General features: G+C 31.6%; 17 protein-coding genes. 9 read left to right on the forward strand and 8 right to left on the reverse strand.

What is annotated here, in order from left to right; genetic code table 11:
- Positions 1-405 precede the first annotated feature (405 nt).
- Together CHRY9293_RS12895 and CHRY9293_RS12900 are read left to right on the forward strand one after the other, a co-directional pair.
- Positions 406-2,262: an AAA family ATPase gene (locus CHRY9293_RS12895; protein WP_162033353.1), complete on the forward strand. Its 1,857-nt coding sequence runs from the start codon at positions 406-408 to the stop codon at positions 2,260-2,262.
- 341 nt (positions 2,263-2,603) lie between these two features.
- A complete protein-coding gene (locus CHRY9293_RS12900; RefSeq protein ID WP_162033354.1) occupies positions 2,604-3,416 on the forward strand; it encodes a CHRD domain-containing protein in 813 nt (270 codons plus the stop codon).
- A gap of 134 nt (positions 3,417-3,550) precedes the next feature.
- On the opposite strand, the gene CHRY9293_RS12905 is transcribed toward CHRY9293_RS12900, so the two are convergent.
- Positions 3,551-4,177 (reverse strand): DUF6759 domain-containing protein, encoded by a 627-nt coding sequence (locus CHRY9293_RS12905; RefSeq protein ID WP_162033355.1) that lies wholly within the window; start codon positions 4,175-4,177, stop codon positions 3,551-3,553.
- Between the two features lie 332 nt (positions 4,178-4,509).
- On the opposite strand from CHRY9293_RS12905, the gene CHRY9293_RS12910 reads away from it, so the two are divergent.
- From CHRY9293_RS12910 to CHRY9293_RS12920, 3 genes are read left to right on the forward strand one after another with little or no spacing between them, the layout of a single operon-like run.
- On the forward strand, positions 4,510-5,685 hold the full coding sequence (locus CHRY9293_RS12910; RefSeq protein WP_162033356.1) for a thioredoxin family protein: 1,176 nt from the start codon (positions 4,510-4,512) through the stop codon (positions 5,683-5,685).
- Positions 5,686-5,687: 2 nt separating this feature from the next.
- Positions 5,688-6,323: a DUF3575 domain-containing protein gene (locus CHRY9293_RS12915; RefSeq protein WP_162033357.1), complete on the forward strand. Its 636-nt coding sequence runs from the start codon at positions 5,688-5,690 to the stop codon at positions 6,321-6,323.
- A 1-nt stretch (position 6,324) separates the two neighbouring features.
- Positions 6,325-6,531, forward strand: coding sequence for a hypothetical protein (locus CHRY9293_RS12920; RefSeq protein ID WP_122546590.1), 207 nt, complete (start codon positions 6,325-6,327; stop codon positions 6,529-6,531).
- Between the two features lie 10 nt (positions 6,532-6,541).
- On the opposite strand, the gene CHRY9293_RS12925 is transcribed toward CHRY9293_RS12920, so the two are convergent.
- Positions 6,542-7,738, reverse strand: coding sequence for an exo-beta-N-acetylmuramidase NamZ family protein (locus tag CHRY9293_RS12925; RefSeq protein ID WP_162033358.1), 1,197 nt, complete (start codon positions 7,736-7,738; stop codon positions 6,542-6,544).
- 4 nt (positions 7,739-7,742) lie between these two features.
- Between CHRY9293_RS12925 and CHRY9293_RS12930 the strand changes: the two genes are divergently transcribed.
- Together CHRY9293_RS12930 and CHRY9293_RS12935 are read left to right on the forward strand one after the other, a co-directional pair.
- Complete coding sequence (locus CHRY9293_RS12930) at positions 7,743-8,972, forward strand: ABC transporter permease (protein ID WP_162033359.1); 1,230 nt, start codon at positions 7,743-7,745, stop codon at positions 8,970-8,972.
- A 121-nt stretch (positions 8,973-9,093) separates the two neighbouring features.
- Positions 9,094-10,077, forward strand: a complete 984-nt coding sequence (locus tag CHRY9293_RS12935) for a PLP-dependent cysteine synthase family protein (protein WP_122546588.1) — start codon at positions 9,094-9,096, stop codon at positions 10,075-10,077.
- A gap of 46 nt (positions 10,078-10,123) precedes the next feature.
- Here the strand turns inward: CHRY9293_RS12935 and CHRY9293_RS12940 are convergent, their stop codons facing one another.
- Genes CHRY9293_RS12940 through CHRY9293_RS12950 form a run of 3 tightly spaced genes read right to left on the reverse strand, consistent with a single transcriptional unit; the run spans position 10,124 to position 11,904 of the window.
- Positions 10,124-10,651, reverse strand: a complete 528-nt coding sequence (locus CHRY9293_RS12940; protein WP_162033360.1) for a hypothetical protein — start codon at positions 10,649-10,651, stop codon at positions 10,124-10,126.
- 34 nt (positions 10,652-10,685) lie between these two features.
- The gene (locus CHRY9293_RS12945; protein WP_162033361.1) at positions 10,686-10,988 is read right to left on the reverse strand and encodes a chaperone modulator CbpM; all 303 of its coding nucleotides are present in this window, start codon (positions 10,986-10,988) and stop codon (positions 10,686-10,688) included.
- A 4-nt stretch (positions 10,989-10,992) separates the two neighbouring features.
- Positions 10,993-11,904 carry a DnaJ C-terminal domain-containing protein gene (locus tag CHRY9293_RS12950; protein ID WP_162033362.1) on the reverse strand — a complete coding sequence of 304 codons (912 nt, stop codon included), beginning with the start codon at positions 11,902-11,904 and terminating at the stop codon, positions 10,993-10,995.
- Positions 11,905-11,996: 92 nt separating this feature from the next.
- Here CHRY9293_RS12950 and CHRY9293_RS12955 point away from each other — a divergent pair, with 92 nt between their 5' ends.
- Positions 11,997-13,196, forward strand: coding sequence for a dicarboxylate/amino acid:cation symporter (locus CHRY9293_RS12955; protein WP_162033363.1), 1,200 nt, complete (start codon positions 11,997-11,999; stop codon positions 13,194-13,196).
- Here the strand turns inward: CHRY9293_RS12955 and CHRY9293_RS12960 are convergent, their stop codons facing one another.
- Both CHRY9293_RS12960 and CHRY9293_RS12965 read right to left on the reverse strand, forming a co-directional pair.
- Positions 13,197-13,580 carry a DUF779 domain-containing protein gene (locus CHRY9293_RS12960; protein WP_162033364.1) on the reverse strand — a complete coding sequence of 128 codons (384 nt, stop codon included), beginning with the start codon at positions 13,578-13,580 and terminating at the stop codon, positions 13,197-13,199.
- 224 nt (positions 13,581-13,804) lie between these two features.
- Positions 13,805-15,334 carry an aldehyde dehydrogenase family protein gene (locus CHRY9293_RS12965; protein WP_162033365.1) on the reverse strand — a complete coding sequence of 510 codons (1,530 nt, stop codon included), beginning with the start codon at positions 15,332-15,334 and terminating at the stop codon, positions 13,805-13,807.
- 180 nt (positions 15,335-15,514) lie between these two features.
- Between CHRY9293_RS12965 and CHRY9293_RS12970 the strand changes: the two genes are divergently transcribed.
- Positions 15,515-16,435, forward strand: a complete 921-nt coding sequence (locus CHRY9293_RS12970) for a helix-turn-helix transcriptional regulator (RefSeq protein ID WP_162033366.1) — start codon at positions 15,515-15,517, stop codon at positions 16,433-16,435.
- A 78-nt stretch (positions 16,436-16,513) separates the two neighbouring features.
- Here the strand turns inward: CHRY9293_RS12970 and CHRY9293_RS12975 are convergent, their stop codons facing one another.
- Positions 16,514-17,986, reverse strand: coding sequence for a RagB/SusD family nutrient uptake outer membrane protein (locus CHRY9293_RS12975; protein WP_162033367.1), 1,473 nt, complete (start codon positions 17,984-17,986; stop codon positions 16,514-16,516).
- Between the last annotated feature and the right edge of the window lie 12 nt (positions 17,987-17,998).

The raw sequence follows: 17,998 nt of genomic DNA on the forward strand, positions 1-17,998 counted from the left end.
CTTTTAGTATATCAAAGTGTTCTACCAAAAATTCTGGAAGTAATAATTTAAGAAGTTCCTGATCATTTATCATAAAGCAAAGATAATAGTATTAAAAGTTCCCCCCAACTTTTGCGCCTGAGCCTATCTTTTACTCCTCTAAGGTGCGTTCTAAAGTTTTTGATTTTCGCATTAAAACATTCTGTTGAAGCATTGGCACTTCTAGTTTAGTCATTATCACAAATTTTGTAATAATTTGATTGTAGATTTTCCGAAACCTATCTATGAAGGTTTCTTTGCTCTTTATCCTAGAGTTTTATCTTAATTACTGTAAAATTCCTCTCTAAATAATTTTCACCCAATAAAGCAATTGATAAATCACATATAAATACATCTAAAAACCAATACCTTTATAAAAACTAAAACATGAAAAGCAATAAAACATTACTTTTAGAAAAATCTAACACCTATTATCTGGAAAACAAGGATGGCATTTTACCTTTAGAATACCTCCCCTTTATTAATAAAATAAATATTTTTATAGGCGCAAATAATAGTGGCAAAAGTAAATTCATGAGAAGTTTAATGACCAATAAAAATTTTTGGATATTAGACGAGGATGAATTTAGAACAATTAATTCATCAATCAAGGAACACAATAGAATAAGAAGAAGCACTCAATCTCCTTCTAAACCATTAGTAAAAAACTTAGAAATAGGGAAGCACTTTGATATATTAAAAAACAATCTTTGGTTTGAGAAATTCAACACCAACAATTTTGAGCTAGTCACACAAATTCAAAATCCTAAGTTTTATTATATACCCGTTTTAAGAACAGCACATTCATTATATCTTCAAAAAAATGATTTAAATAAAGTTCGTTATGAAAAAATGGAAGACGATATTTTCTTACATACTTTAAAAAAAAATTATTCTCCCGATAAAAATATTGATATTTTTACTGGAGTACATTTATATAAGGAAATTTTAAATACTAGAAACTCAAAGAGAGAAACCAGGAAAAGGTTTGAAAGCTTTGAAAAATTTATTAGTCGTAATTTTTTTGACGATAAAAATATCGATATTATTGCAGAATTTGATAAAGATGAAAGCAGAAAAGGAAACAATACAAAAGAAGTTATAAGTATTCATATTGAAGGAGAGAAACACACTAGAGATTTATACGACTCAGGAGATGGAATTCAAGCATTAATAATTCTTATGTATAAAATCTTTATGGCAGAAAACGATTCTTATATTTTCATTGACGAACCTGAAATAAATCTTCATCCAGGAATGCAAAGATTATTCTTAGAACAAATAATAACTAATCCCGATTTAAGTGAAAAAAACTTAACCTATTTCCTTTCTACTCACTCCAATCATTTTCTTGATTTAACTCTTGAAAAAGATAATATTTCAATTTATTCTTTTTATTCTAAAACAGAAAAAGAAGATAAAAAGCTGATAATTAAGAATACCAATGCTGGAGATAATGATCTTCTAAAAAATATTGGAGTTCAAAATTCATCTGTTTTCATGGCTAATTGTAGTATTTGGGTAGAAGGCATTTCGGATAGAATATACATTAGAGCATTTCTAAAATCGTATTGCACGTTTACAGAAAAAAAATATCCTAAGGAAGATATTGACTTTGCATTTTTTGAATATGCAGGAACTAATTTAGACCATTATTTATTTGACGATATGAAGGAAGATGAACAAGAAAAAATAATAAGTGACATTAAAGCACTTTCTCTCTCCAATAGAATTTTTTTATTGGCTGATAGTGATAATGCCAAAGCGAATTCAAAAAAAGGCACAAGACTCGCAAAACTTGAAGCTGAAAAAGCCTCTAATTTCATTCCTAAAATAATTAAAACCCACCGAGAAATAGAAAATTTACTTCCCAATGAAGTATGGGAAGAGGTTCTCATTGATCTATGTAATAAAAGTTTGACATCAGTACCTGAACAATGTAAAAATATTAAAGATAAGATTAAAGAAACTCTAAAAACAACCAATAGCAATGATTATTCTAAAAAATATATTGGAGAATTTTTGAATCAAATTCGAAATAAAGTCGGGAAATTTGATGGAAAATTTGCAATTAATGAATCTGAATATGAAAGCAAGACTAAAAGTACTTTTGGAACCCTCAAGAACAAGAGAAGATTAAGCGAAACAATTGCTAATAAAGAATTTTCATGGGAGACATTAAAAAAAAGTAAAACCATTGACAAATTAATTACCGAGATTTACGATTTTATAACAAATCAATAATTGACAAATTGGTACACCTTATCCAAAATAAAATTTTACAGCAGTAAATTACATTATTTCATAAAAAAACATTTAAAATTCAAAATTAATGAGTCAATATAAAAATGACAACAATAAAAACACTTTAAGGGATATCTTTTTCCTACATCACCTATTTTTAAAACAATTCGCAATACAATCTTATCATTTTTTTTAGATTTTAAATACAAAATATAAAACATATATAGATAAAAACATCACGTAAGTCATCATTTAAAGATATTTTATATTTTATTTTTAAAAAAAACTATTGAAATTGAACAGGTTGAGATTATTTTATTACTTTAGATAAAAAAATTATGATGAGAAAATTTTTAAAAGCGTTCGCATTTATGGCAGTACTTGCCATTGTAATTATCAGCTGTAAAGATGGAGATAGTCCTAGGCTCGTAAGTGAATTTGATGTTCCCCTCAACACTGCTAATTCCATTCCTGCAGTAACGGGACGTAGCGAAACCGGAACGGCATCTTTCCAATTGTATGACAATAATTTATTGGCATTTCAAATAAAGATCAACAACCTTCTTTCTTCAGATAAGTTGACCATAGCACATATCCATACAGGAGATGTAGCTTCCACAGGAGATGTTTTGGTAGACTTAGTAGATAACAGTAAGATTACTTTTTCAGGAGGCATGGCCTCAGGTCAAATACAACTTACTGATGCACAAATGTCCAGATTAACGCAAGGACAAAACTTATATGTAAATGTTCATTCCACTACGTATCCACAAGGACTTGTAAGAGGACAAATTAATCAAATGGTTAGTGATGCCTACAATATCGCACTATCTCCAAGTAATGAAATCCCTCCTGTTACTGGAAGAAGCGAAACTGGGATGGCATTTATCAGAATTGTAGATGGTGTTATGTATTATAGATTGGTTGTAAATAATTTATCTTCAACAGATGCAATTACTATGGGACACATTCATGAAGGAAGCTCTACACAGAATGGTCCTGTTTATATCAATTTCGATATAACAAATTTAGGAACTACAAAAACTCTATCTTTAACTCAGGCACAACTTACAAAAGTAAGAACAGCAGCAGTATATGTTAATCTTCACTCTACTCAAATACCAAGTGGTTTAATGAGAGGACAAATCCGATAGAGAATAAAGTAAATAAAAGTATTTTATCAATCTTTTGATAAAATAAAATAGTGGAGGTTTTTAGCCTCCACTATTTTTATGTATATAAAAATTGAATCCCTACCAAACCTAACAAAAAAAGAGTAAAGCAGGTATTAAAATATATTATTCTCTGGTCTATTTTGTGAATTAGCAATTGTTATTACCATACCTTTTCTCACCTCTTTATACGAAGAATAAGAAGAATGACAAACATTTGCTGTTAAATTATAAGAATCTTTATTCACCACTATAAAGTTTTCTCCATGCGTAGGAACAGCCATACTATAATTTTCTTTTCCATGAATTCTTAATATAAGATTACAATCCGACTGATTTTTAAATAAGAGAATTGCCTCATTACTATCAATATCCTCATTAAACATTGTATTGAGTAGCTTAACCGTTTTTCCACTATGTTCCTGAGGAGTCAACATTATCAACCGATTAAACTCTTGGCTTTCATCAATTACAGGTTTCTGAGTAATAACAATATTGTTCATCGTTGATTCCTTTGGTTTTGGAATATTCTTTCCTTCCGTCCAAGCTTTATTTTTCAAAGCAACCAGTCTAGGTTTCAAAACCATTCTTTTAGGATCATCTGGATGGGCGATTTTCAAATAATTTTCAATTTCTTGAATATTGTTACTTTTCAGAATATTATTTGAGTTTCCTTGGGCACATATCATCTTAGGAAGAGCCAAGATTAGCAACAATAGCGACATCAAAAGTTTGTTTCTCATGGTATTCGTTTAAATCATAATAAGCAATAAATATTAAAAAACATATAATAAAAAATAAAATAGTTTAAATAATTTTTATAATTATAGATATTTTCAATATTTTATTCAGCGAGCCTACCTCATTCAAAAGACATGCCAAAAAATAAAATCACATTATATTTTAAACAAATAAAGAATATATTAACAATTAAAATACTTATTAAATTAAAAATTAATGAAAATTATACTCAACTATCCACACTACATACTATATCATAATTTGTTAATATATTATTAAAATACTGCTATTATATATAAAAATAACTATCTTCGTGAAACAGAATACAATGCAAATGAAAAAACTCATCTCGGGACTGTTTATTTTTTTTACGATTATTACATTTTCACAAGAAGCCATCCAATTTCAGGAGACTTCATTTAAAGATTTAATTGCTAAAGCAAAAAAAGAAAATAAAATTGTTTTTATAGATGCCTATGCCTCTTGGTGTGGTCCATGTAAGTTAATGGAAAAAAACATATTTACCCAAAAATCTGTCGGGGATTATTATAATGCAAACTTTGTAAATGCCAGGTTTGATATGGAAAAAGGAGAAGGAAGAGAGATTGCCGCAAAATATGGCGTTCGCTCCTACCCTAGCTATCTTTTTTTAAATGGAGATGGAGAACTTATTTCTCAAAACTTCGGATATATGGAAGAAGAGATGTTTTTATCTATGGCTAAAGAAGTCAATTCTCCCAACAATAAAAAAGGTTCTTTAAAAGAGCGCTTTGCACAAGGAGAAGCTTCTCCCGATTTTCTGATCAACATTATGAAATTAAACTCAAATTCTGATTTTGACTTTGCCAAAAAAGCATCTGAAAGGTATTTTGCAAATAAGAAAAAAACCGATGAATTATCAAAAGATGATATTGGATTTTTATTATTTTTCTTAAAATCACCTGAAGATCAAAACTATAAAGTTTTTCTGGATAGAAAAAATGAGATCATCAAATATCTTCCGGCAGAAACATATACAGAGTTTGATAATCAAATGAAATTGACAAAAGTTATTGAACAATCCATTGATGATAAAAATAATAAAATCAACGATGAATATTTCATTAAAACAGCTGAGCCTTTGATTGGAAAAGAAAATGCTATTACAAGGCTAAATCAAATAAAATTGGACTACTATGAACAACATTCCAATTTTGACGAATATGAAAAAACAGCATTAGAATATTATAAAAACACCGAATCAACAGATCCTACGGAATTACTAAAAGCAGCTTGGATATTTTCAGATCATGTAAAAAATCAACCCTCTTTGAAAAAAGCTATTGAATGGGCTGAAAAATCAGTCATGAGAGGAGAAACTCCTGAAAATACATATATCTTAGCTAATCTTTTCTTTTTAACCGGAAATAAAGAAATGGCAAAAACGTATGCTGAAATGGCAAAAGATTTAGCAATACGCAGTAATAAAGATGCCAGCCTTTCTGAAAAACTATTAACCCAAATAAAATAATTTTGAAATCTAAATTTAGATCAGTTTTTTTTATTTTAATAAGCCTTTCCACTAACTTACAAGCACAACAAGAGGAAAAACAAAGTGAAAAGCTATACGTAAAAGCTAATGCCCTATTTTTACCCATTGGAGTAATAAATACCGGAATAGAATATAAAATTGCTCCCAAATACACGCTTCAAGCAGATGCTCTCATATCTCCCTGGAAATCTTTTGCAGGACACGAAGCCCAAATATATATGGGAACCCTAGAAGGTAGATATTATTTCAAAGAAGCATTCAAAGGTTGGTATGTAGGAGGAAACTTATCCTTTGGACTATACACGATACAAAAACCAAACTATTGGAATGATAATACATATGTAGATGTCCAAATAGGAACTCCAAGCCAATACATTAACTCTCAATTATATCAAAAAGGGTATTCCTTTCTATTCGGTGTTACTGGAGGATATCAATTCCGCCTAGCAGAACGTTGGAATATGGACGTCTTTCTCGGTATAGGAAACTCTCAAGATTTTTATAAAGGATATGTAAGGGGCACAGGCGTAAGGTACGATAGTGCAGAGGGATATAATCGTAGTTCAGAATGGCTACCCTATAGAGGTGGTATTATGATAGCATATAAACTAAAATAGCATGAAATTATTTGGGCAAAGACATATTATTATTAGTAGTATTACTTTTGTGATTCTGTTTTTAATGAACTATGTTGGTAATAATCTTCCGGATAAACTAGAAAGAGCATTAATGACAGCTTTTGCTGGGGTAATAGGTTTATCCATTGGTATTTTCATTTTAAATAAGGGTAAAAATGATAATACGCCACCGCAAAATTTTGATTAAAGCCGTTAAATCAATCTTTATACATCACATATTTTGTTCTGATTTTTTCAAACTTTTGTAGATCAGGCTTCCATGATGACTTAATTTCCTCCATTGATTTTCCTGAGATTATTTGCTTTCTTAATTCATCTGTTCCGGCTAAAGTATCAAACCATAGATTCTTTAGAAAAAAATCAAGGTTTGGGTTTTTATAGGCTTTATAAGCTTTTATCACCCATTCTAAATTCAAGCCTTTCAAATTAGTAGGATATTGGGAAAGATCTTCTCCATAGCATATTTTACCATTTAAAAATGGATCTTTTGCACCAAAAGTTGGCTTTGGAGTAAATTGATACGGTAAACTTTTTGTCCATGGTGACCCATATATCTGAAACGGTAAAGAAGTTCCCCTACCCACAGAAACCTGTGTACCTTCAAAAAAGCATAAACTTGGATATAAATTAATTGCTTTATCATTCGGTAGATTAGGAGAAGGCTTATCTAGAATTGCATACCGTTGCTTTTTATGATAATTTTTCATAGGAATCAGGGTATATTTAACCTGAATATTATTTTTCAGCCACCTTTCACCATTCACCATTTTTCCATACTCTCCGATGGTAAGTCCATAAATGACAGGAACTTCATGAAGCCCAACAAAACTAGACCATTTTTTCTTTAATACAGGTCCATCTGTATAGCCGTCATGAGGATTAGATCTATCTAAAACCATTATTTCCACATGGTTTTCCGCTCCGGCCTCCATTACATAACTTAATGTTGAAATATAGGTATAAAATCGCGTTCCTACATCCTGAATATCAAACACTATTATATCAATACCTTTTAACTGTGCAGCCGTAGGTTTTTTATTATTTCCATACAGAGAAACAATAGGAATTCCGGTTTTTACATCTATCCCATTTTTCACTTTCTCACCCGCATCAGCGTCCCCTCTAAAACCGTGCTCAGGAGCAAAAATGGTTTGTATTTTTATATTATTTTTAACCAAAAAATCTACTAAATAGGTTCTATCATTCATTAATCCCGTCTGATTGGTTACAACTCCGATAACTTTATCTTTCAATAAAGGCAAATAGAGCTCCGGTTGGTCTGCCCCCGTTTTAAACTCACCTTTATCTTGACTCTGAGAATAATAATGATTGAATACTCCTAAAAAAATTAGGCAAATAAAAAGTAAATTTTTAATTTTGAAGTCTAAATTCATAAGCTTGAAATTTCCTTTATATTTTTCTAGAAAAATAGCATTTTCCAAAGATAACAAAAATAACCTTTCAAGGGTTATCATCTTCATCGGTAGGCTTTCTGTCGCATTAGGAATTATTGTGTCATTAATTACCGTTTCTACCGGATTTGGATCCAAAAAAGCGATAAAAGAAAGATTAGCAGATTTTAGCGGTCATATTACTATAAAATCCACTCGATCAAATTCTTCATACAATACGTCAGTTCTTGACAATCAGGGGTTGAATATTCAAAAAATAAAACAAATTCCTGACGTAGAAAGCGTCCAGAAATACGCTACCGTTACAGGGATCATGAGAAATGAAAATAGTTTTGCAGGTATCATTTTTAAAGGAATTGGAAAAGATTTCGACAGTCTTAGATTTAAAAAATTTCTTATTGAGGGAACAACTCCTAAAGTAACTGAAGTAGGTTTTAATAATAGCGTGGCTATATCTCAAAAGATTGCGAATGATCTTCATCTAAAATTAAAAGACAGCATTGTTACCGTCTTTTCAAAAGCTGATCAGAAACCCATTTATAGAAAGTTTGAGGTAGTAGGAATTTATAAGACAGACATCAAAATGATTGATGACCAATTTGTATTAGGAGGGATTAATCATGTGAGAAAAATTCAGGATATGAAAGCAAACGAAATGGGAGGCCTTGATATTTTCCTAAAAAACATTAATAATATTGATAAAGATTTTCCAGAAATTGAGAAATTTATTGGCTACAAAAACTATGCAGAAAAAGCTACTGAAAAATACCCTCAAATTAATGATTGGATCAGTATTTTTGATACTAACATTGCTTTAATTATTATTATAATGTTAATTGTTGTTGTTATCAATATTATTATGGTTCTTTTAATTCTTATCATTGAAAGAACAAATTCTATTGGTTTACTTAAAACATTAGGAGCAAGCAATTCTCAAATAAGGAAAACGTTTATCAATTATACTTTAATTATTATGATTCCGGGACTTCTTTATGGTAATGCAATTGGTATTGGGTTGTTATTGATTCAAAAGTTTTTTGGGATTATTAAATTAAATCCTGAAAACTACTATGTAAGTACAGTTCCTGTAGATCTTAATCCCCTCGCTATTACTTCTATTTCTGTAGGAATTTTGATCATTTCAGGCTTGGCTCTTATTATTCCTAGCTATTTGATTAGTAAAATTTCTCCGGTAAAAGCTATTAAGTATAATTAATTATCAAGAACTTTAAATTATAGTTTATCAATCATTGCATAATTCTTTCATAGATCTTTAACCTCTCTCCGACTCTCTTCAAATTTAAAGCCGTATCTTTGTCCAGCTTTAAAAAACGTTTATGAAATACGCAAACAACATCCTTGAAACCATTGGAAATACCCCATTGGTAAAACTTAATAAGGTTTTGGGAGATGATTTTCCAGCATTGGTTTTAGCAAAAGTGGAGACTTTTAATCCTGGAAATTCTGTAAAAGACAGAATGGCTCTGAAAATGATAGAAGATGCTGAAAAAGATGGTCGACTTCAACCTGGTGGAACCATCATTGAAGGAACTTCTGGAAATACAGGAATGGGACTCGCTCTTGCGGCAATTATTAAAGGCTACAAATGTATTTTTGTAACCAACTCTAAGCAATCAAAAGAAAAATGTGATATACTTCGTGCTGTAGGTGCAGAAGTAATTGTTTGCCCTACAGATGTAAAACCTACAGATCCACGTTCTTATTATTCAGTATCTAAAAGATTAGCCACTGAAACAGAAAATGGATGGTATGTAAATCAATATGATAATTTATCGAATAGAGCCGCCCACTACGAGTCTACAGCCCCTGAAATCTGGGAACAAACGGAAGGAAAGTTAACCCACTTTGTAGTAGGAGCAGGCACAGGAGGAACAATCACAGGATGTGGAATGTTTTTCAAAGAGAAAAATCCTACTATTAAAGTAATCGGTATTGATACCTATGGATCCATTCTAAAAGAGTTTCATGAAACAGGAGAGCTTCACTACGATCATGCATACACGTATATTACTGAAGGTATTGGAGAAGATATCATCCCGGAAAATTATGATATGTCTATCATTGATCATTTTGAAAAAGTTACGGATAAGGATGGTGCAATTTATGCAAGAAAATTAGCAAAGGAAGAAGGTATTTTTTGTGGTTACTCTGCTGGAAGTGCAATTGCCTCACTAGTTCAGATGAAAGATCAATTTACTAAAGATGATGTTATTGTAGTTCTTCTTCACGATCATGGCTCAAGATATGTTGGGAAGATCTATAATGATGACTGGATGAAAGAAATGGGTTGGCTAGACTAATCCAATCTCAATATAAAAAAACAAAACCAAATTGGTTTTGTTTTTTTTATATCTTTATATTATCTTTTATTGTTTTTTCAAGTAGTACAAATGCTTTTTCATTCATTGCCTTCTTTGGAAACATATAGCTGTACTTTCCTTCCAATGAAATAAATTTTTCATTAATATCAAAAGTTTCAAAATCTGTCCATTCACTGGTTTCTTTTTCATTATCAATATTGACTGTGAAAAAATGATGATCAAAACGAATTTCATATACATTACAATCTTCAAGCGAACTTAAATAATTATTAACCTGCTTTTTCCATCGTGAAACTCTATTAACACTTACCGACAAAAAAATAGCGCATAGCAGAAAAATGAAACTTAGAAAGTACAAAATTCCCACATTCTCTTCGCTTAAATTTTCTTTTAAAAGAAAAGTAGTAAATAAAGTAATAGCTGTAATGATAGTCATGATAGTCTTCCCTTTTGTCATCGGAGAGAATAACAAACTTCCTTGATTTTCGTTAAAATATATTTCTTCAAAATCAGTTCTTGCAGCCTGTAAGATAATTGTCTTTTCTTCGTTCATTCTTATATTTAATTTAAAAGTTCACAAAGCTAAACTAAATATTTTCATATTTATCACTAATAGAAGAATTTTTTTTCACAAGCTCACGGTTTTTATTTTTTAAATTCTCTATTCTTTTTAACATACCATGAATTACTTCTAGTCCCGGAAGATTAATCTCCAAATCATAATGTAAGTTGGCTAACCTTTCAAACACGGCAAGATCATCATACATTAAATAATTTACATTATTTTCTATGACGATTTCTAAAAGACCACACGCTACAAGTTCATCAAAAAAAGTAATTTCAACATTGTATATTTTTACAAGTTCTTCTCTGGATATTCTTTCACTCATTCGTTTAGGAATTTTTCAGTTGTTCAAAAATTTCTTTTTGCTTTTCGGTAAGATGGGTTGGTAATTTGACCTCATAGGTAACAAATAAATCACCAAATTGATTTTCTTTTTTATACACCGGAAAACCTTTTCCTCTTAGCCTTACAGTCATTCCATTTTGTGTTTCCGGTTTTACTTTAAGAGTAACACTTCCTTCTAAAGTGTTTACAGTTACTTCTCCACCTAATACGGCCGTGTATAAATCAATCACTACTTTCGTTTTTAAATCATCTCCCAGCCTCTCAAAATTTTCATCAGCAGAAATGTTAAACGTAATATATAAATCACCTGAAGGTCCTCCATTAAAGCCTGGATTTCCATGTGCTTTTAATTTAATCTGTTGGCCATCGTAAATTCCTGCAGGAATAGTAATTCTAACTTTTTTATTATTTATTTCAAAAGTCTGTGGATGAGTTCTTGCTGCATCTCTTAAGCTTATATTCAATTCTGCATGAATATCCTGACCTTTAAACTTTCCTGAGGCACTTCCTCTAGAACTTGTACCAAAATTCCCTCGTGTATTGCCAAACATACTCTGAAAAAAATCTGAAAAGTCACCTCCATCTCCAAAGTCCGCATCAGAAAATCCTCCTCCAAAGCCTTTATCGTGATACTCCTTTTTTTGTTGTTTGGTTTTTTGATACTCTCCACCCTGTTTCCAATGCTCTCCGTATCTATCATATTTGATACGATTTTCAGAATTACTAAGCACTTCATTAGCCTCATTAAGCTCTTTAAACTTTCTCTCCGCTTCTTTATCTTCTGGATTTAAGTCAGGATGCCATTTTCTTGCCAGCTTTCGATATGCTTTTTTGATATCATCTTGGGTCGCATTTTTATCTACTCCTAAAATTTTATAGTAATCTATATAAGCCATAAAAATAGGTATTTACTCAAATTTATGAAATTTCAAAATGAAATGAATAGAGTGAAATGTTAAAATAAACCTATCTTTGGTAAAAACGCCATATGAACGAAGTATTAAAAAACTATTTTGGAATACTGTCTTTGCTGCTGGGAATTACTATCGGAAGCATTATAGGCATTTACCTTCCACAAACTGTTGACTATATAAAACCATTAGGAGATATTTTTCTAAATTTACTTTTTGTAAGTGTTGTTCCTTTAGTCTTTTTTGCAGTCTCAAATTCTATTGCCTCTTTAGAACAACAATCCAAGTTTGGAAAGATTATTCTAACCATGTCTTTCACATTTCTATTTTTTATTTTAACCGCAGCTATTTTCACTATCCTTATGGTTTATCTTTTCCCTGTTTCTGGCATAACGGGCAGCTCCGAAGCTATTTCAGAAACCGTAAATAATGATTCCTGGAGTAATAGAGTGGTTAGCTTTTTCACTGTGGCAGAATTTACTGACGTTTTTTCTCGAAAAAATATGTTAGCACTTTTGATTTTTGCTTTTTTAACAGGTTTTGCTGCGAGAAAAGCAGGAGAAATAGGCCAACCATTCAGAGTTTTTATAGCTTCTGGTTACGAAGTTATGAAAGAATTACTTCTGCTTATTATGAAATTTGCTCCCATTGGATTAGGTGCTTACTTTGCTTTTCAAGTATCCACATTGGGATCCCAACTTTTTGGATTTTATGCTAAACCTTTAGGTTTATATTATGTGGCTGGGGTCATTTATTTTATTGTTTTCTTTTCATTATATGCTTTTATGGCCAATCCCAAAACTGGTATCAAAAGCTTCTGGGCTTATTCAATTTTCCCTACTCTTACCGCTTTAAGTACATGTAGTAGCTTAGCCACCATGCCCGCTAACTTACAAGCAGCGTCTAAAATCGGAATTCCTAATCAAATCGCTAATATTGTAATTCCTATTGGGACAACCTTACATAAAAACGGTTCTTCTATGTCTTCCATCATTAAAATTTATGTCGCTTTTTTAATTATTGGAAGAGATTTCTTTGAACCTACAAATCTTTTACTCGCTCTAGGAATTACTGTTTTTGTAAGTATCGTTGCAGGAGGAATTCCTAACGGAGGATATATTGGAGAAATGTTGATGATTTCTGTATATAAACTACCTCAAGAAGCTATTCCAGCTGTTATGATTATCGGAACTTTAGTGGATCCTTTAGCAACAGTACTAAATGCAGTGGGACAAATTGTTGCGGCAATGTTTGTCAATAGGTTTGTAAAAGTATAGTTATTCACTGCGTTTTACAGGCTCCAAATTTTTATATTCTTCCGGAGTGAAAAGCCTATACTGAACTTTAAACGTTTTTCCCAATGGAGTTTCTAAAGAAAAACCTCCCGGCCCGAAACCGTCTGCAACATCCAATGTAAAATGAGAATACTTCCAATATTCAAATAAATCGCGATCGATCCAAAATTCATGGCTATTAATTGTTCCAATCATAGCATCATTCATCCTAGGAAAAAAACCACCCTTTTCAAAACATTGGGGTTGAGTTCCTTCACAACATCCTCCTGCTTGATAGAACATCAAGTCACCATATTTTTCTTCTAACGTCCAAATAACTTCCATTGCTTTCTCTGTAGCAGAGAGTCTGGATATTTTTGTTTCCATTTTTTATTTTTAAAAGTTCATTGAAAGAATCTTTAGATTTTACTTTAATAAAGTTAAAAAAGCCTACTAGAATTGCTTGCAAAAAACTCGATAAGTTTACCCATTCTAATCTAAAAAAGATCTATAATATTATAAAAATGGCTGTAAGAAACTTTGAAATAATCCAAGCATTCTGCCATACTAATAATATGGCAGAAGTGGACATTCCCCTATATGATTTGCGATTAAAAAAATCCTAATTTATTTTTGTTATAAGAGATCAACATATTTTTTGTTTGGCGATAATGGTCTAACATCATTTTATGATTTTCTCTACCAATTCCAGACTGTTTATATCCTCCAAAAGGAGCCCCTGCAGGATAAGAATGATATTGATTTACCCATACCCTCCCTGCTTGAATCTGACGAGGAATATTATACAATTGATGCGCATCCCTTGTCCAAACTCCTGCTCCAAGTCCATAAATAGTATCATTGGCAATTTTAATAGCTTCTTCTTCATCTTTAAATGTTGTAAATGCGAGAACAGGGCCAAAAATCTCTTCTTGAAAAATCCTCATTCTATTATTTCCTTTGAAAATTGTTGGTTGTATATAATACCCATTTTCAAGACCTTTTCCTACATTATTTACCTCTCCACCTGCAAGAACTTCAGCTCCTTCTTCCTTCCCTAGTTTAATGTAGGATAGAATTTTATCTTTTTGAATTTGCGAAGCCTGCGCTCCCATCATTACTGTTTTATCCAAAGGATTTCCCACTTTAATTGCTTTTACCCTTTCAATAACTTTTTCGATAAATTGATCTGCAATATCTTCCTGTACCAATAATCTTGAGGGGCAAGTACAGATCTCACCTTGATTCAAGGCAAAAAGAACAGCACCCTCAATTGCTTTATCTAAAAACTCATCATCATGGGCCATTACAGAATTAAAAAATATATTTGGAGATTTTCCTCCTAATTCCAATGTTACCGGAATAATATTTTCTGTGGCATACTGCATTACCAAACGCCCAGTAGCTGTAGATCCTGTGAAGGCAGCTTTTGATACCTTAGGATTTGTAACTAATGCTCTTCCCAATTCAGCTCCAAAACCATTTACAATATTTACCACTCCCGCCGGTAATAAGTCTCCTATAATTTCCATTAATATCATAATAGAAATGGGTGTACTTTCTGCCGGCTTCAATACTACGCAATTTCCTGCTGCTAATGCGGGGGCCAATTTCCATACAGCCATTAGTAGTGGAAAATTCCATGGAATAATTTGGGCAATCACTCCCAGCGGTTCATGAACAATTAATGAAACGGTATCTTTATCCAGCTCATTATGAGAGCCTTCTTCTGAACGGATAACAGAAGCAAAATATCTAAAATGATCAATCGCTAATGGCAAATCCGCTGCTAAAGTTTCTCTCACGGCTTTTCCGTTATCAATAGTCTCAACTGTTGCTAAATATTCGAGGTTTTGTTCAATTCTATCCGCAATTTTATTCAGAATAATGCTTCTATCAGTGGAAGACGTATTTTTCCAAGTTTGAAAAGCCTTTTCAGCCGCATTTACAGCCAATTCTAAATCTTCTTTAGAAGAATGGGCAGCTTGGGTAAAATTTTTACCATCTACCGGAGAAGTTACATCAAAATATTTCCCATTGATAGGTGCTGTAAACTTACCATCAATATAATTATCATATCGGCTTTTGAAATCTGGCCATTGTAAAAGTGTCTCCGATTTCTGTTCTGTTAATGTGCTCATATTAGTGTAATTTTAATTTTAGATTTCCCTAAATTACACTTACCCATGAAAAACATATAGCACAATCGTATAAAAAAACTTCAAAATCGTACAAGATTATAATTTTATAATTTCGTTAACAATCATATAGACTTATATTTTTTTATATTTGAGTAAACAGGCAATAAAAAATATTTAGAAATGAATAATAATAGGATTTTATTAAATACCCCTGCATTGAAGAAGGAAAATCAACTCGCAAGCTTAATTGAAAATCAAACAAAGTTCAATCTAAATAACTGTGAATTTAGCATATACGAAACGCATAAAGCTGCTTTTAATATAAAATTACATTTTGAAAATATTGCATTTACGGCCATGCTCCGTGGAAAAAAACATATGAAGCTAGAAAATAAAACAGGGTATTTTGATTATCTTCCTGGAGAAAGTGTTATTGTTGGACCTGGAGAGACCATGGTTATTGACTTTCCTGAAGCTGATGAAACACCTACTCAATGTGTTTCTTTGAATCTGAATCCTGAATTTATAGAAGATTCTTTACATTATCTAAATTACCATTTTCCAAAAATAGACGAGACTTCCCTATGGGATATTAAGCTTGATGAATATTTTCTTTTTAATAATACATCTTTAGCTTCAGCAACGCAAAATATTATGAGAATTGCAATGGATGATAATACCCAAAAGGATATTATGGCTGACTTTGCCTTAAAAGAACTTTTAATAAGGTTGATGCAAACTCAAGCGAGAAACATAGTGGAAAAAAGCATGGCTAAAAACAAATCAAGAATAGGTTTTGCAATAGATTATATCAAAAAAAATCTCCATCAAAAATTGTCAATTGAACACATTGCCAAATTAACTTACGTAAGTAAATCAAATTTCTTTAAAATGTTTAAGGACGAATTAGGTACTTCTCCCAATGAATTTATTTTGCAAGAAAGGATAAATAGAGCAAAAGAACTTTTAGCTCACCACAATAGTATTAAAGAGACCGCCTACCAAACTGGATTTTCAGATAGTAATTACTTTACGCGGGTGTTTAAACAGTTTGAGGGGATTACTCCTAAGAGCTATCAGAATAATCTGATACTGGAATAATAAAAAAGCCCTGCAATAGCAGAGCTTTTAAACTTTATGTATATTTTATCAGTTAATCTATTCTAAAAACCCAACTAATTAATAATTCGGGTTTTGAACTATATTTGGATTCAAATTAATAGCATCTTGAGGAATAGGTAGAACAAATCTAAAGTTATTAGCAGGAAGTGTTTTCAAAGCACCTTCAGGTTGGTCTCCACCAGTTCCATCTACGGCTGATCCAAAATTAGATCTTACAACTGCCTGTCCTAATCTTTTGATTGTCCAGAATCTGTCATTTTCAAATGCTAATTCTAATCTTCTTTCCTCATAGATAGCATTCAATAATGCTGCTCCCGTTTCTGTTCCAGGAGTAGGATACGAAATATATCTTTGAGACCTCAATGCATTTAGTAACTCAAGTGCTCTTGTTGGGTTAGTTCCTGATTTCATATAAGCTTCTGCAACATTTAAATACACTTCTGAACCTCTCAAAAATTTAACATCAACCACTTGACGCACATTCGTACCTAGCCTAGATCTGTATTTTATCACATGATTATAAGGTATATCACCTGTATTAGCAGTTAATACATAAGCTTCCTTTCTTACATCATTACCTGTATATTTGGTAAATAAATCAAAATTAACACTATACTCTGAACGGATTCCCCTAACATCTTGATTATATGCAACCCCTACTGTTACATTATCACTAGCTAAATTTGAATTAAGAATTGTAAATAATTCCCCATCATCAGATCCATCTCTCCATACATTTACAAAATTTTCTTTGCCTCCTACCATTGAAGAACTACTAGATGATATACATTGCTCGCCATATTCTACTGCTTTTGTATAATCTCCTTTATATAAATATACTCTAGATAAGAAACCCAAAACGGAAGTTTTATTTAATCTTCCAACAGTTCCATTCGTTGTATTGATATTCACTAATGCATCTTCAAGATCCTTAATTATTTTATTGTATGTTTCTGTTACCGTAGCATCTCTTGACGGTTTAGCCTCTGGATCAAAGTGAGTAACATAAGCAATACCTAATGATGTTGGAGCATCACCACTCTGTGTTGGTATTTTTGCATAAGCCCTTGCAATATCAAAATGAGCAATAGCCCTAACTGCTTTTGCCTCAGCTTCAATATTTTTCATCACATCTGTATATGGAACTCTAGAAATATTATCTAAGATACTATTAGCTCTAGAAATAACCGTATATGCACCTCCATACAATGCGGTTACATCGGAACTTTGGGGGCTATATGACCATTGATAAGCAACCGTATTGGTTTGTCTTCCTTTTGGATTCAAAATAAGATTATCCGCCAAGACGTCACCTAATATAATTGAACTTCCTGTATCTCCACTGTAATACCCAGAACCTTTAAAAGCATCGTAAGCTCCATCCATCATTACTCTGAAGTTCGCTTCCGAGGAATAAATATTTTCTGGAGAATCTTGATCATTAGGAAGAATATCAAATCTTTCATCACTACAATGTATAGAACTAAAAGCTATAAATGATAGTACGGCAATATTAAATATTTTTTTCATAATTAATTTTTC

It is taken from the genome of Chryseobacterium potabilaquae (assembly GCF_902728265.1).
In the GTDB taxonomy this organism is placed as follows: domain Bacteria; phylum Bacteroidota; class Bacteroidia; order Flavobacteriales; family Weeksellaceae; genus Chryseobacterium; species Chryseobacterium potabilaquae.